The following is a 14,866-nucleotide window of genomic DNA, read 5'->3' on the forward strand; positions in this document are numbered from 1 at the left end:
CCTGATCGCCCCCTCCCTCTCTGCCTAACGTCACCCCGGGCTTGTTCCGGGATCCACTCATCCGCGTACCCACCGGTCGAGGAGTATGCGGCCGGGTGGATCCCGGACCAAGTCCGGGATGACGGGTGGTGGGGACCCAGGCTCCAGCTCTCCAAGAAGAAAGGGCGACCCGCAGGCCGCCCTCCCCTATCTTCCGGTCGGAGTGTCGCCTCACGCCCCGGCGGGCGAGGCGCTCCCGAACGGGCCCGACGGGCGCTTGGTCTTCGGGATCGACGTCCCCGCCGCGGGCACTGCGGATGCCTTCGGCCCCTGGTCCGCGCGGCCGATGTCATCGCCCGCGATCAGGCGCTTGATCTCCTCGCCGGTCAGCGTCTCATATTCGAGCAGCGCGCCGGCCAGCGAGTGAAGCTGATCGAGATGATCGGTCAGCACCTGCTTGGCGCGGTGCAGCCCGCCCTCGACGATCGCCTTGATCTCGTCGTCGATCAGCTGCGCGGTGGCGTTCGACATCCGCACCGGCTGGCTCGACGAGTAACCCAGGAAGCTCTCGCCCTCGGGCTGGGCATACTCGACCGGCCCGACCTTGTCCGACATGCCCCATTTGGTGACCATGTCGCGCGCCAGCCCGGTGGCGTACTGGATGTCGCCGCTCGCGCCGCTCGACACCTTGTCATAGCCGAAGATCACTTCCTCGGCGATGCGGCCGCCCATCGCCACCGCGAGGTTCGCGTACATCTTGTCGCGGTGGTAGCTGTAGCTGTCGCGCTCGGGCAGGCGCATCACCATGCCCAGCGCACGGCCGCGCGGGATGATCGTCGCCTTGTGGATCGGGTCCGACGCGGGCTCGTGCAGCGCGACGATCGCGTGGCCCGCCTCGTGATAGGCGGTCATGCGCTTCTCGTCCTCGGTCATGACCATCGAGCGGCGCTCGGCGCCCATCATGACCTTGTCCTTGGCCTCCTCGAACTCGGCCATCGCGACCAGGCGCTTGCCCTTGCGCGCCGCCATCAGCGCGGCCTCGTTGACGAGGTTGGCGAGGTCGGCGCCCGAGAAGCCCGGCGTGCCGCGCGCGATCACCCGCGCGTCGACGTCGGGCGCCAGCGGCACCTTCTTCATGTGGACCTCGAGGATCTTCACGCGGCCGTCGATGTCCGGCCGCGGCACCACCACCTGGCGGTCGAAGCGGCCCGGGCGCAGCAGCGCGGGGTCGAGCACGTCGGGGCGGTTGGTCGCCGCGACGATGATGATCCCCTCGTTGGCCTCGAAGCCGTCCATCTCGACCAGCAGCTGGTTGAGCGTCTGCTCGCGCTCGTCGTTGCCGTTGCCCAGCCCCGCGCCGCGGTGGCGACCCACCGCGTCGATCTCGTCGATGAAGACGATGCACGGCGCCGACTTCTTGGCCTGCTCGAACATGTCGCGGACGCGGCTCGCGCCGACGCCGACGAACATCTCGACGAAGTCGGAGCCCGAGATGGTGAAGAAGGGGACGCCCGCCTCGCCCGCGATCGCGCGCGCCAGCAGCGTCTTGCCGGTGCCGGGCGAGCCGACGAGCAGCGCGCCCTTGGGGATCTTGCCGCCCAGGCGGGCGAACTTGGTGGGGTCCTTGAGGAAGTCGACGATCTCGGTGAGCTCGGCGCGCGCCTCGTCGATGCCCGCGACGTCGTCGAAGGTGACCTTGCCTTCCTTCTGCGTCAGCATGCGCGCGCGGCTCTTGCCGAAGCCCATCGCGCCGCCAGCGCCGCCGCCCTTCTGCATCTGGCGCAGCACGAAGAAGGCGATGCCGAGGAAGAGCAGGAACGGCAGCGACTGGTAGAGCAGCACCATCCAGATCGACGGGCCCTCCTCCGGCTTGCCCGCCACCTCCACGCCGGCCTTGCGCAGCCGCTCGATCAGGCCGGAGTCCTGCACCGGATAGGTGCGGAACTTGTCGCCGTTCGAGAAGCTGCCGGTGATGATGTCGCGGCTGACGTTGACGTCCTTCACCGTGCCCTCGTCGACCTTGTCGAGGAAGGTGGAATAGGCCACGGTATTGCCCTGCGCCGTGGTCGTGCGACCGTCGAACAGCGTCACCACCACCGCCAGCGAGAGCAGCACGCCGACCCAGATCAGCAGGCTCTTCATCCAGGGGTTAGGGTTGCCGCCGCCACCATTGTCGCCGCCGCCGTTCCCGCGCTGCCTGTCGTTGTCGTTCATCGGGTACCTTTCCAACGAACGCAATGTAAGGCACGACGGGTTAATGGCAATGGAACAGCGTCGGTCAGAGTGATCGACGCGGCGGTGTTGGGCGAAAAATCCAGCCTTCCCCGTACACTTCCACCTTCACCCCGGCGTGGGTCGCGCCGCGGCGTGCCGCGAGCGCGTCGAGCAGTGGCTCGATATTGGACGAATCGGTGAAGAGCGGCAGCACGATGACGTGCTGCGCCCGAGTCGCGTGGAGCGCGCGGCGGAGCAGGCGCCGGCGCAGCTCGCGCGGCGCGTCATCGACGGCGAAGGGCCGGTCGGGGCCGTGCCAGCGCTCGGCCCACAGCCGGTCGGCCAGCCCCGCGATCACATCCTCGGCCTCGGCGAGATAGCCCGCCGACGCCGCGAGCCCCGCCGGGTCGAGCGCGGGCGCGGCGGCGGCGAGCGCGGCGCGGACGCGGGTTCGATCGTGCCGCGGGTCCGCGTTCGACGGGTCGTCGACGAAGGGCGCCCCCGCCGCCTCCACCAGCGCGCGCAGCTCGGCGCGGCGCCACCCCAGCAGCGGGCGCAGCAGCAGCGTGCCGAGATCCCATCGCACCGCGCGGATCGCGCTCAGCCCGGCCAGCCCGGAGGCGCGGTTGAGCCGCATCAGCAGCGTCTCGGCCTGATCGTCGGCGTGGTGCGCGGTGAGCAGCGCGTCGACGCCCTGCTCCCTCGCCCAGGCGGTCAGCAGCGCGTAGCGCGCCTCGCGCGCGCGGCGCTGGAGCGAGCTGCCCGCGATCGGCACCGCGGGGACGAGTGTCGCGTGCGGCACCCCCCTCCGCTCGCACAGCGCCGCCACCATCGCCGCCTCCTCGGCCCCCGTGGGGCGGAGCCGGTGATCGACCGTCGCCGCGACCACGTTCCCCGGGAAGGCCGCGGCGGCGAGCAGCAGCAGCGCCACCGAATCGGGTCCACCCGACACCGCCACGCCGACCCGCGCCGCGTCGCCGACCGCCGCCAGGTCGTGCGCGCGCGCCAGCCCGCGCCGCAGGTCGTCGGCGAAGCGCGCCACCGCCGCCGCGGGCAGCGGCGCCACGCTCAGCTCACTTGCACTTGGCGGCCGTGCGCGCCTTGGCGACATCGGCCTTGAGCCCGGGCGAGATCTTGCCGCCATAGACGTCGGTCAGCTCGCCGTAGACCTTGCAGGCGTCGTCGGGCTTGTCGAGCTTCAGCAGCGCGGTACCGAGATAATAGAGGCTGTCGGGGGCGCGCTCGCCGTCGGGGAACTTCTTGTAATTGTCGTAGAAGGCGATCGAGGCCAGGCTCGGCTTGCCCTCGTCGAGATAGGACCGGCCGAGCAGGTTCTGCGCGAAGCTGGCGCGGCGGTGCTTGGGATACGTGGCGACCACCTTCTTGAGCTGCACCTCGGCGGCGGGATAGTCGCGCGCCTGCCACAGGCGATAGCCGGCGAGATAGCCGTCCTCGGCCGGGTCGCCGCTGCTCGGGGCAGCGCTCGCCGCCGCCGCGCCGCCCACGGGCTCGGGGGCCTGCGGCACGGTCACGTCGGGCCCGCCCGCGGCGTCCGCGCCCGGCACCGGCGCGGGCGCGACCGGCTGGGTCAGCTTGGCGTCGGTGGCCTTGCGATAGTCCTCGAACTGCTGCTCGAGCTGGCGCAGCTTGTACTGGGTCTGCTCGATCTGCCCGGTCATGCTCGCCATCTGCTGCTCGAGCGAGGTGACCCGCGCGGTGATGTCGGTGAGCGCGCTGGTCGCGGGCACGCCCGCGGCGTCGACGGGCGCGGTCGGGGGCGCGATCTGCGGCTCCACCATCGCGCCCGCGCCGCCGGGGAACACCTTGCGCTGCACCGCGCGCATCTCCGCCTCGAGCTTGCCGACGCGGCCCTCGATCTGCGCCGCCGCCGGCGCCGCGGCCGATCCCGCCACCACCAGCGCCAGCGCGCTCCCCACCATCCACTTGGTCATCATGTGTCGTCCCCGGTGCGCACCTTCCGCACCTCTCTATAGAAAAGAGCTGTCGCCAGGCTGAAGCGCGGCGCGGTCAGGTCCCTGGCGCGACGGCCCACGCTCCCATAACGCATATCCATCGCGACCGTCCCACCGTCATCCCGGGCGTGCTCCGGGATCGATCCGTCCGCGAGCGCCGCCGTCCCGGTGCGCGCGCTCCCCGGATCGAGTGCGGCGTGACGAACGGGCGGCGGGGCTGCACCCCGTCCCCGTCACGTCACCCACGCGCCAGAGTGAGCCCGCTGCCGTCACCGCGCCACGTCGCGGAAGGCCGCGAGCTGGCCCGCGTCGCCCGGCGCCGTCGCCGCGTTCGATGCGGTCGCCGCCGGCGGCGCGCTCGCGCTCGGGGTCGGCGCGGGCAGGCCGCGCGCGGCGAGCGCCTCGGCGCTGATGCCGACGTCCCTGATCGCGCGCTTGCCGTCGCCCAGCGGCGCGACCTCGCGGCCGTCGACCGTCACGGTGAGCTGGTCGGGGCGGCCGACGTTGATCATCGGCCGGTCGGTGCCGGCGGGCACCTCGAACGCCTGGCCCGGCTTCATCGTGCCCTCGAACAGTCGCTGCTTGGCGCCGTCGTACACGCGCATCCACACCTCCGTGCGCGCGGTCAGCACCACCTTGCCGGCGGCGGCGGGGGTCGGCGCGGGCGGCGGCACCTCCTTGCTGGAGGCGACCTGCGCGCTCGGCGTCGCCTCGGGGGCCTGCTCGGTCGTGCCGCGGAACATGCCGGTGGAGAGCCACAGCACGCCCAGCACCAGCACCGCCAGCGCCAAGCCGGCGGCGACGATCACCAGCCCGCGCGACGGCGCGCGCGACGGGTCGGCGATCTCCTCGATATGATGCTGGCGCAGCGGCATCGCGCCGCGCGCGAGCTCGCCGCGGATGGCGCGACCGACGTCGGCCTGGTCAAGCCCGACCGCGCGGGCGTAGGCGCGCGCGAAGCCCGACGCGTAGGTCGGCGAGGGCAGCAGGTCGAGCCGGTCCATCTCGAGCGCCTCGAGGAAGCGCTGCGTCACGCGCGTGCGCGCCGCGACCTCGGCGAGCGACAGACCCTGCGCCTCGCGCGCCGCGCGCAGCCGCGCCCCGATCGAGCCGGGCATCGGTGCCTGTGCGGGTAGCTCGCCGTCGCTCATTCTTCTCTCCGCCCCGCGCCCGCAGCGATCATGCGGGCGTGCGTTCGTGTTTCAAACACGAGCAACAGTGTCAACAGAGGGGCTTCACACGATCCGACTCGGTTCGTCGCGGCCTCACGCCAGCTCGACCCCGTGCTCGGTCGCCCAGGCCGCGAGCGCGCCGCGCATGTCGCGCGGCGGGTGCACCAGCAGCTCGTCCATGTACGCGGTCAGCGCGGCGCGATCGAGCGTGCGGATCATCGCCTTCACCGGCCCGACCGCCGCGGGCGTGATCGACAGGCGATCGAGGCCGATGCCGATCAGCGCCATGGCCTCGAGCGGCCGCCCGCCCATCTCGCCGCACACCGCCACCGGCACGCCCGCCTCGCGCGCGGGCACGATCACGCGGCGCAGGAAGCGCAGGATCGAGCTCGACAGCCAGTCGTAGCGGTCGGCCAATTTGGGGTTGGCGCGGTCGGCGGCGAAGAGGAACTGCGTGAGATCGTTGGTGCCGATGGAGAGGAAATCGACGTTGGGCAGCAGGATGTCGAGCTGATAGGCGAGCGCGGGCACCTCCAGCATCGCGCCGTAGCGCACCTCCAGCGGCAGGCGCTTGTTGCGCTGGTGGAGGAAGGCGCGCTGCGCCTCGAACAGCGCCTTGGCCTCGTCGAACTCCCACGGCTCCGACACCATCGGGAACATCACGTTGAGCGTCCGGCCGGCGCCGGCCTCGAGCAGCGCGCGCGCCTGCGCCTTCATCAGCCCGTCGCGCTCCAGCGCCAGCCGCAGCGCGCGCCAGCCCATCGCCGGATTCTCCTCCTCGCCGGTGTGGGTCAGATAGGGCAGCGCCTTGTCGCCGCCGATGTCGACGGTGCGGAAGATCACCGGGCGCGACCCCGAGGCGTCGAGCACCTCGCGGTACAGCCGCTGCTGCCGCTCGCGCTGCGGCAGCGTCGCCGAGACGAGGAACTGGAACTCGGTGCGGAACAGACCGATCCCGTCCGCGCCCGTCAGGTCGAGCACGGCCACGTCGTCGCGCAGCCCGGCGTTGACCATCACCGTCACGCGATGGCCGTCGCGCGTCTCGGGGGCGAGGTCACGCAGCGCGGCATAGGCCGCCTTGCGCTTCTGCCGCGCCGCGACCTTGGCCTCGAACGCCTCCTCCATCGCCGCGGTCGGGCGCACGGTCAGCGTTCCCTCGGTGACGTCGAGCAGCAGCGCGTCGCCCTCGGCGATCAGCCGCCGCACGTCGCGCACGCGGCCGAGCACCGGCACGCCCATCGCGCGCGCGACGATCGTGACGTGCGCGGTGAGCGAGCCCTCCTCCAGCACCACGCCCTTGAGCCGGCGCCGGTCGTACTCGAGCAGCTCGGCCGGCCCGAGGTTGCGCGCGATCAGGATCGTGTCCTGCCGCAGCCCCAGCTGCGCCGCCGTCCCCATCTGGCCCGAGACGATGCGGAGCAGCCGGTTGGAGAGGTCCTCCAGGTCGTGCATGCGGTCGGCGAGCAGGGGATCGTCGATCTCGCGCATGCGCTGGCGGGTGCGCTGCTGCACGCGCTCGATCGCGGCCTCCGCGGTGAGGCCGCTGTCGATCGCCTCGTTGATGCGGCGCGCCCAGCCCTCGTCGTAGGCGAACATCTTGTAGGTGGCGATCACCTCCTGATGCTCGTCGCCGACGCCGAACTCGGCCTCGCGCGCGATGCGGTCGATCTGCTCGCGCATCTTGTCGAAGGCGGCGTAGACGCGGTGGCGCTCGGCCTCGGTGTCCTCCGCCACGGTATGCTCGATATGGATGCGCGGCTGGTGGAACACCGCGCAGCCCACCGCCATGCCGTCGACCAGCTTCTGCCCGCCGATCCGGGTCGAGCCGGTCGACTGCGGGCGATCGCTCGGCCCGCCCTGGTCGATCAGCCCGGCGTTGGCGATCAGCTCGGACAGCACCATCGCCACCGTCTGCAGCGCCTCGATCTCGACGTCCTCGTACTTGCGCGGGTCGGCGTGCTGCACCGCGAGGACGCCCACCGCGCGCTCGCGCCGGATGATCGGGACGCCGGCGAAACTGTGATAGCGGTCCTCGCCGGTCTCGGGCTTATAGGCGAAATCGGGGTGGCTCGTGGCCTCGTCGAGGTTGAGCACCTCGTTGTGCTGCGCGATCGTGCCGACCAGCCCCTCGCCCAGCGCCAGCTTGGTGACGTGCACCGCCTCGGGCGCCAGCCCGCGCGTGGCGAACAGCTCGAGCACGCCCTCGCGCAGCAGGTAGATCGAGCACACCTCGCTGTCGAGCGCCTCGCCGATGATCTCGACCACCGAGTTGAGCTTGGCCTGCGCGTTGGAGCGCGCCGCCATCACGTCGTGCAGGTTGACCAGGATCTCGCGGGCGGAACGGGCGGCAGACACGGGCATGCCGAGGGGCTAACAGACCGGCGGCCTGGGTGCCACGCAGCATTTTCTTGGGTGCGGCGCGGCGAGCCGCGGCCACCCACCGCGGCTCCGTCGCGAACGACGCGACGAAAGGCCCGCTCGGCCGATTGAAACGGAAAGTTGCTGGCGAAGCGCGGCGCGGGATCGCACCTCCGGGCGATGAAGACCCCCTCCTTCACCGTGCAGGTGTTCGCCGGCATGGCGATCGGCGTCGCGCTCGGCTTCGCGGCGCGTGACCTGCCCGCGCTCGCCGAGGCACTGCGCCTCACCGGCGAGAGTTTCGTGCAATTGCTCAAGGCGCTGGTGGTGCCGCTGGTGTTCACCGCCATCGTCGCGTCGATCGCGGCGCTGCGCGACCTCGGCAACGCGGCGCGGCTGGTCGGGCAGACGCTGCTGTGGTTCGCCGTCACCGCGCTGATCGCGGTGACGATCGGGCTCACGCTCGGCACCCTGCTCGAGCCGGGCCTGCGCAGCGGGGTCGACCCGTCCGCAGCGGCGCTGCCCGCCACCACCGGCTCGTGGCTCGACTTCCTGCGCGGGCTGATCCCGGGCAACGTCCTCGGCCTGGAGGCGAGCACCAAGCTGGCCGAGGGCGGTGCCGCCACCAAGCTGTCGTTCAACGTGCTCCAGCTGATCGTCGTCGCGATCGCGGTCGGCGCGGCGGCGGTCAACGTCGGCGAGGCCGGCAGCGCCTTCCTCGCCACCAACGCCTCGCTGCTCGCGATCTTCCGTCGGCTGCTGCGCTGGGTGGTGAAGCTCACCCCGATCGGCACCGCCGGGCTGATCGGCACCGCGATCGTGCGCTACGGTTGGTCCTCGCTCGCCGCGCTCGGCAGCTTCGCGGGCGCGGTGTACCTCGGGCTCGCGCTGGTGCTGTTCCTCGTCTACCCCGCGCTGCTCGCGCTCAACCGGCTGTCGGTGCCGCGCTTCTTCGCCACCGCCTGGCCCGCGATCCAGCTCGGCTTCGTGTCGCGCTCGTCGATCGCGACGTTGCCCGTCACCGAGGATGCGGCCGAGCGCGCGGGCGTGCCGCGCGACTATGCCGCCTTCGCGGTGCCTTTCGCCGCGACCACCAAGATGGACGGCTGCGCCGCGATATACCCGGCGGTGGCGGCGCTGTTCGTCGCGCAATATTACGGCATCGCGCTGCACGCCTCGGACTATGTGCTGGTCGTCCTGGTCTCGGTGATCGGCTCGGCGGCGACCGCGGGGCTGACCGGCGCGCTGGTGATGCTGACGCTGACGCTCACCACGCTCGGCCTGCCGCTCGAGGGCGCCGGGCTGTTGCTGGCGATCGACCCGATCATCGACATGGGACGCACCGCGGTGAACGTCGCGGGGCAGCTGCTGGTCCCGCTGATCGTGGCCAAGCGCGAGAACATGCTCGCGCCCGAGGGCACGATGGCGCCGCTGCCCCGCCACGATACGGTGCCGGCATGATCGCGCCGGCGCGAAGTGAACTCCTGATCGCCTGCGACGTTCGTGGGCGACAGAAGGAGACACATGCCATGAACAAGGCCCTGCTCGCCGCGCTGGCGCTCGCCACCGCCACCACCCCGATGCTCGCGCCCGCCGCCCAGGCGCAGCGCAGCGACCGTGACCGCGACTATCGCTGGCACGGCGACGACAAGGACTGGGAGCCCTCGCGCGACTATCGCCGCGGCAGCAGCCGGCGCGAGCGCGCGCTCGGCCGCGACGACCAGATCTACCGCGGCCGCGACGGCCGCGCCTATTGCAAGCGCAACGACGGCACCACCGGCCTGGTGATCGGCGGCGTCGGCGGCGGCGTGCTGGGCAACCTGGTCGGCGGCGGCACGCTCGGCACGCTGCTGGGCGCGGGCGGCGGCGCGCTGCTGGGTCGCTCGATCGATCGCGGCAAGGTGAAGTGCCGCTGAGGTGACGAGGTCCATCCCCGACCCCTCGCCTTCGGGGGGGGGGGGCGGGGGTGGGGCGCTCCCACGGGGGCGGCGTCCGCGGAGACGCCCCTCCCCAACCCCTCCCCTGAAAAGGAGGGGCTCGTTTATCTTAAGGCTCCCCTAAGCGCCCTGATCGCGCGCTATCGCTTGCCCTCAGATCCCGCCCTCTTCCAAACTCAGCAGCGTGGCGTTGCCGCCCGCGCTGGTCGTGTCCACCGACACCGCGCGCTCGGCGCAGAAGCGATAGAGGTACAGCGGGCCGCCCGCCTTGGGCCCCGTCCCCGACAGCCCCTCGCCGCCGAACGGCTGCGACCCCACCACCGCGCCGATCATCGAGCGGTTGATGTAGAGGTTGCCCACCGCCGCCGCGGCCTCGGTCACCTCGGCCGCGCGCGCGATGCGGCTGTGCAGCCCCATCGTCAGCCCGTAGCCCTTGGCGTTGACGCGCGCGATCGTCTCCTCCAGCGCGCCCGCCTTCCACGTCGCGACGTGGAGCAGCGGCCCGAACCACTCGCGGTCGAGCGACTCGACCGAGTCGAGCCGGATCAGCGTCGGCGGCACGAACAGCCCGTCCGCGGGCGCCCCCACCGTCTTCACCCAGCGCGCGCGCGCCTGCTCGCGATACGCCATCAGCCGATCGTAGGCGGCGCGGTCGATCACCGGGCCGACGTCGGTGCGCGGGTCGCCCGCGTCGCCGAGCGTCAGCAGGTCCATCGCGCCCGCGAGCATCTCGATCAGCCCCTCGGCGATATCCTCCTGCACCAGCAGCAGCCGCAGCGCCGAGCAGCGCTGCCCGGCCGAGCGGAACGCGCTGGTGACCACGTCGGCGACGACCTGCTCGGGCAGCGCGGTCGAGTCGACGATCATCGCGTTGATCCCGCCGGTCTCGGCGATCAGCGGCACGATCGGGCGATCGTCGTCCGCGAGCAGCGCGCGCGCGATCGAGCGCGCGGTCGCGGTCGAGCCGGTGAAGGCGACGCCCTGCACGCGCGAGTCGCCCACCAGCGCGGCGCCCACCTCGGGCCCACCCGGCACGAGCACGAGCGCGTCGCGCGGCACCCCCGCCTCATGCGCCAGCGCCACCGCCGCGGCGGCGATCCGCGGCGTCTGCGGCGCGGGCTTGGCGACCACGGTGTTGCCGGTCACCAGCGCGGCGACGGTCTGGCCGAGGAAGATCGCGAGCGGGAAGTTCCACGGCGCGATCGTCGCCCAGACGCCGCGCCCCTCCAGATGGAGCGTGTTGCGCTCGCCGGTCGGCCCGGGCAGCTCGACCGAACCGAGCGTGGCGCGCGCCCGCGCCGCGTAATAGCGGCAGAAATCGGCGGCCTCGCGCACCTCGCCGATCGCGTCCGGGATGGTCTTGAACGCCTCCTGCACGCAGATCGCCATCAGCCGGTCGCGGTCGCGCTCCAGCAGATCGGCGAGCCGGTCGAGGCAGGCGGCGCGCGCCGCCACCGGCGTCGTCTGCCACGCCGGGAAGGCCGCGCGCGCGCGCGCCACCGCGGCGGCGACGTCCGCTGCCGGCGCAGGGACCGGCTCGGTCATCGGCCGGTTCACCGCGGCGCGCGTGTCCTCCAGCACGACGCGGTCGCCGAGATCGAGCCCGCGCGAGTTGCGCCGCTCGGCGCCGAACAGCTCGACTGGCAGCGGGATACTCGGGTGGCGCGAGCCACCGACCGCGGCGATCTTGGCGACCGGGTCGGCGAGGATGTCGGCCTCGCTCAGCCGAGCGTCGGCGAGCTGGTGGACGAAGCTGGAGTTGGCGCCGTTCTCGAGCAGCCGGCGGACCAGATAGGCGAGCAGGTCGCGGTGGCCGCCGACCGGCGCGTAGATGCGGCAGTGATAGCCCTGGTCGCGCACCAGCCGCTCGTACAGGCCGTCGCCCATGCCATGGAGCCGCTGGAACTCGAACTCGCGCCCGTTGCCCGCCCACTCGACGATCGTCGCCACCGTCAGCGCGTTGTGGCTGGCGAAGGCGGGGCGGATGTGGCGCGCGTCGAGCATGTCGCGCGCCACCGCCAGGTAGCTCACGTCGGTCGCGGCCTTGCGCGTGAACAGCGGGTAGTCGTCGAGCCCCTCGACCTGGGTGCGCTTGATCTCGCTGTCCCAATAGGCGCCCTTCACGAGCCGGACGTTCATCAGCCGCCCGAGCGAGCCGGCCCAGGCGACGACCGGGCGCGCGCGCTTGCCATAGGCCTGCACCGCCATGCCGAACCCGTCCCAGTCGCGCAGGCGCGGCAGGGCAGCCACGGCGCCGATGATGTCGAGGCTCATCTCCAGCCGCTCGCTCTCCTCCGCGTCGACGGTGAGCGCGATGCCGCGCGCCGCCGCCTGGAGCGCGAGCGCCTCGAGCATCTCGGTCAGCGCGGGGACGCACTCGTCCCAGCGCGCCACCTCGTAGCGCGGGTGGAGCGCGGAGAGCTTGACCGAGACCGAGTGGCCCGCGCGCGGGTCGCTGCCGACCGCGTCGATCGCGTCGACATAGGCCTGGAAGTAGCGCTCGGCGTCGGCGCTGGTGCGCGCCGCCTCGCCGAGCATGTCGAAGCTGGCGGTGAAGCCGCGGTGATCGGGACGGCGCATCCGCTTCATCGCCTCGTCGATGGTGCGGCCCATCACGAAGATCTCGCCCATCATCCGCATCGCCGCGCCCACCGCCTGGCGCACGAACGGCTCGCCGGCGCGGCTCAGCAGCCGCTTGAGCGGCCCGGTCTCGCCCTCGCCCACCAGCGCGCGGCCGACCACCAGACCCCAGGTGGCGGTGTTGACCAGCCGCGAGTTGGACTGGCCGGCATGCGCGCGCCAGTCGGCGTCGCCCAGCTTGTCGGCGATCAGCAGGTCGGCGGTCTCGGGATCGGGCACGCGCAGGAACGCCTCGGCCAGGCTGAGCAGTGCGACGCCCTCGGACGAGTTGAGGCGATATTCCTGGAGGAACTGGTTGACCCAGCCGCGCGCCTGCGCCGCGCGCAGGTCGGCGAGCAGCCCCGAGGCGGTGTCGACGATGCGAGCGCGCGAGTCGGCCCCCGCCGCGGCGCGCTCCAGCAGCGGCTTTAGAACATCGGGTTCGCTGGCGCGGTGGAGCGCGCGGAGCTGGGCGAGAGTGGATGACGGTACGGCAGCGGCCATCTTCGTGCTTTCGGTTCGTTGTGTCTTGCGGGCACGGCGGCGCCGCGCCTAGACAGATGCGCGCGCTGTAGCGCGTCGCATGGCGGAGGGGAATCGCGGTGACGGCCGAGGAGATGAGCCAGGCGGTCGGGCGCGAGAGCGTCTCCGACTGGGTCGAGGTGACCCAGGCGATGATCGACCGCTTCGCCGAGGCGACGGGCGACCACCAGTTCATCCACGTCGACCCCGAGCGCGCGGCGCGGACGCCCTTCGGCACGACGATCGCGCACGGTTTCCTCACCCTGTCGCTGCTGCCGCTGCTGGCGGCGCGCACCCCCGACGCGCCGCGGCTCGACGGCGTCACGATGGGGGTGAATTACGGGGGCAACAAGGTGCGCTTCCTCGCGCCGGTGCCGTCAGGGTCGCGAGTACGCGCGCGCTCGGTGCTGGCCGATTTCGCCGAGAAGCGGCCGGGGGTCTATCAGTACACCACCGCCACGACCGTGGAGATCGAGGGGCAGGACAAGCCCGCGATGGTCGCGGAGTGGATCACGCAGGTGTTCGTGTGAGGGGTGAGCGGCGTGCCGGTCGTGTCGAGTCGGGCCGTTCGCGAGCAACGCCACCCTCTCCCCTTCGTCCTCCCGGACTTGGCCCGGGATCCACTGTGCCGCGCGCTCATCCGCCGCTTGGTTCGCGGACGGGTGGATCCCGGATCAAGTCCGGGATGACGGCAGCTAGTGAAAGAGGCGTCCCGGACCGCGCGCTCGGGCCGACCCGATCCTCCGGCTCGCACCTCCTCCCCTGACCCTCACCGAAGGACTCCTCTTATGCGCTCCGCCGTCATCGTCTCCACCGCGCGCACGCCGATCGGCCGCGCCTATCGCGGCGCGTTCAATGACACGCCCTCGCCGACGCTGGCCCACCACGCCATCGCCGCCGCCGTCGAGCGCGCCGGGGTCGACCGCGCCGAGATCGAGGACGTCGTCCTCGGCGCCGCGCTCCAGCAGGGACATCAGGCGAGCAATATCGCGCGCACCAGCCTGCTGCGCGCCGGCCTGCCGACCAGCGTGCCGGGCATGTCGGTCGACCGCCAGTGCGCCAGCGGGCTGATGGCGATCGCCATCGCGGCCAAGCAGATCGTCGTCGACGGGATGGACGTGACGATCGGCGGCGGGGTCGAGAGCATCAGCCTGGTTCAGACCCCCGCGATGCGCGTCGCGCCCGACCCCGAGCTGCTGGCGATGCACCGCGACATCTACATGCCGATGCTCCAGACCGCCGAGATCGTCGCCGACCGCTACGGCGTGGATCGCGAGGCGCAGGACCAGTACGCGCTCCAGTCGCAGCGGCGCACCGCGGCGGCGCAGGCGGCGGGCAAGTTCGACGACGAGATCGTCGCGGTCACCGCCACCAAGGCCCATGTCGACAAGGAGACCAAGGCGGTCAGCCACGAGGAGGTGACGCTGGCGCGCGACGAGGGCAATCGCGCCGACACCACGATCGAGGGGCTGCGCGCGCTCAAGCCGGTGGTCGGCCCCGACCGCCACGTCACCGCGGGCAACGCCTCGCAGCTGTCGGACGGCGCCTCGGCCAGCGTGCTGATGGAGGAGCGGCTCGCCGAGCGGCGCGGGCTCACCCCGCTCGGCCGCTACGTCGGCATGGCGGTGCAGGGCACCGCGCCCGACGAGATGGGGATCGGCCCGGTCTATGCGGTTCCCAAGCTGCTCGAGAAGAACGGGCTGACGATGGACGACATCGGCCTGTGGGAGCTCAACGAGGCGTTCGCGGTGCAGGTGCTCTACTGCCGCGACACGCTCGGCATCCCCGACGAGCTGCTCAACGTGAACGGCGGCGCGATCTCGATCGGCCATCCCTATGGCATGTCGGGCGCGCGAATGACCGGCCACGCGCTGATCGAGGGCAAGCGCCGCGGCGCGAGATATGTCGTCGTGACGATGTGCGTCGGCGGCGGCATGGGCGCGGCGGGGCTGTTCGAGGTGCTGTGAGGGGGCCGCACGTTCCCGACCTCTGAGCGCTAGAATCTGCTCCACCTCCATCGATCCGTGCTCCGGCGAACGCCGAAGCACAGGGCCGCAGCGGTGACGCTCGTGGCTCTGGGCTCCTGCGTCCG

10 protein-coding genes are annotated in these 14,866 nt (G+C 72.2%); 4 read left to right on the plus strand and 6 right to left on the minus strand.

The features are described from left to right. Window positions 1-210 precede the first annotated feature (210 nt). The 5 genes from ftsH to ptsP all read right to left on the minus strand — a co-directional run bounded on the left by ftsH (window position 211) and on the right by ptsP (window position 7,699). Window positions 211-2,193, minus strand: coding sequence for an ATP-dependent zinc metalloprotease FtsH (ftsH, locus tag KZ813_RS08630; protein WP_308461831.1), 1,983 nt, complete (start codon window positions 2,191-2,193; stop codon window positions 211-213). 64 nt (window positions 2,194-2,257) lie between these two features. Next, window positions 2,258-3,259 (minus strand): tRNA lysidine(34) synthetase TilS, encoded by a 1,002-nt coding sequence (gene tilS, locus KZ813_RS08635; RefSeq protein WP_308461832.1) that lies wholly within the window; start codon window positions 3,257-3,259, stop codon window positions 2,258-2,260. Window positions 3,260-3,266: 7 nt separating this feature from the next. Further along, window positions 3,267-4,145: a YbgF trimerization domain-containing protein gene (locus KZ813_RS08640; RefSeq protein ID WP_219754552.1), complete on the minus strand. Its 879-nt coding sequence runs from the start codon at window positions 4,143-4,145 to the stop codon at window positions 3,267-3,269. Window positions 4,146-4,435: 290 nt separating this feature from the next. Further along, window positions 4,436-5,317 (minus strand): helix-turn-helix domain-containing protein, encoded by an 882-nt coding sequence (locus KZ813_RS08645; protein ID WP_219754553.1) that lies wholly within the window; start codon window positions 5,315-5,317, stop codon window positions 4,436-4,438. A gap of 114 nt (window positions 5,318-5,431) precedes the next feature. After that, the gene (gene ptsP, locus KZ813_RS08650) at window positions 5,432-7,699 is read right to left on the minus strand and encodes a phosphoenolpyruvate--protein phosphotransferase (RefSeq protein WP_219754554.1); all 2,268 of its coding nucleotides are present in this window, start codon (window positions 7,697-7,699) and stop codon (window positions 5,432-5,434) included. Between the two features lie 177 nt (window positions 7,700-7,876). Between ptsP and KZ813_RS08655 the strand changes: the two genes are divergently transcribed. Together KZ813_RS08655 and KZ813_RS08660 are read left to right on the plus strand one after the other, a co-directional pair. Further along, entirely contained in the window at window positions 7,877-9,157 is a 1,281-nt protein-coding gene (locus KZ813_RS08655) for a dicarboxylate/amino acid:cation symporter (RefSeq protein WP_219754555.1), read from the plus strand. A 68-nt stretch (window positions 9,158-9,225) separates the two neighbouring features. Beyond that, complete coding sequence (locus tag KZ813_RS08660; protein WP_219754556.1) at window positions 9,226-9,612, plus strand: glycine zipper 2TM domain-containing protein; 387 nt, start codon at window positions 9,226-9,228, stop codon at window positions 9,610-9,612. 174 nt (window positions 9,613-9,786) lie between these two features. Here the strand turns inward: KZ813_RS08660 and KZ813_RS08665 are convergent, their stop codons facing one another. Next, window positions 9,787-12,756: an L-glutamate gamma-semialdehyde dehydrogenase gene (locus KZ813_RS08665; RefSeq protein WP_219754557.1), complete on the minus strand. Its 2,970-nt coding sequence runs from the start codon at window positions 12,754-12,756 to the stop codon at window positions 9,787-9,789. 113 nt (window positions 12,757-12,869) lie between these two features. Between KZ813_RS08665 and KZ813_RS08670 the strand changes: the two genes are divergently transcribed. Together KZ813_RS08670 and KZ813_RS08675 are read left to right on the plus strand one after the other, a co-directional pair. Next, window positions 12,870-13,304, plus strand: coding sequence for a MaoC family dehydratase (locus tag KZ813_RS08670; protein ID WP_219754612.1), 435 nt, complete (start codon window positions 12,870-12,872; stop codon window positions 13,302-13,304). Between the two features lie 258 nt (window positions 13,305-13,562). Further along, window positions 13,563-14,741, plus strand: a complete 1,179-nt coding sequence (locus KZ813_RS08675; RefSeq protein ID WP_219754558.1) for an acetyl-CoA C-acyltransferase — start codon at window positions 13,563-13,565, stop codon at window positions 14,739-14,741. The last annotated feature ends 125 nt before the right edge of the window (window positions 14,742-14,866 follow it).

Source organism: Sphingomonas folli (genome assembly GCF_019429525.1).
Taxonomy (GTDB): domain Bacteria; phylum Pseudomonadota; class Alphaproteobacteria; order Sphingomonadales; family Sphingomonadaceae; genus Sphingomonas; species Sphingomonas folii.

What these genes read in the sequence shown, in the direction of transcription:
- KZ813_RS08645 (WP_219754553.1), bottom strand. Translation starts at nt 5,317, where the DNA reads ATGAGCGACGGCGAGCTACCCGCACAGGCACCGATGCCCGGCTCGATC.
- KZ813_RS08655 (WP_219754555.1), top strand. Translation starts at nt 7,877, where the DNA reads ATGAAGACCCCCTCCTTCACCGTGCAGGTGTTCGCCGGCATGGCGATC.
- KZ813_RS08640 (WP_219754552.1), bottom strand. Translation starts at nt 4,145, where the DNA reads ATGACCAAGTGGATGGTGGGGAGCGCGCTGGCGCTGGTGGTGGCGGGA.
- KZ813_RS08660 (WP_219754556.1), top strand. Translation starts at nt 9,226, where the DNA reads ATGAACAAGGCCCTGCTCGCCGCGCTGGCGCTCGCCACCGCCACCACC.
- ptsP (WP_219754554.1), bottom strand. Translation starts at nt 7,699, where the DNA reads ATGCCCGTGTCTGCCGCCCGTTCCGCCCGCGAGATCCTGGTCAACCTG.
- KZ813_RS08675 (WP_219754558.1), top strand. Translation starts at nt 13,563, where the DNA reads ATGCGCTCCGCCGTCATCGTCTCCACCGCGCGCACGCCGATCGGCCGC.
- ftsH (WP_308461831.1), bottom strand. Translation starts at nt 2,193, where the DNA reads ATGAACGACAACGACAGGCAGCGCGGGAACGGCGGCGGCGACAATGGT.
- KZ813_RS08670 (WP_219754612.1), top strand. Translation starts at nt 12,870, where the DNA reads ATGAGCCAGGCGGTCGGGCGCGAGAGCGTCTCCGACTGGGTCGAGGTG.
- KZ813_RS08665 (WP_219754557.1), bottom strand. Translation starts at nt 12,756, where the DNA reads ATGGCCGCTGCCGTACCGTCATCCACTCTCGCCCAGCTCCGCGCGCTC.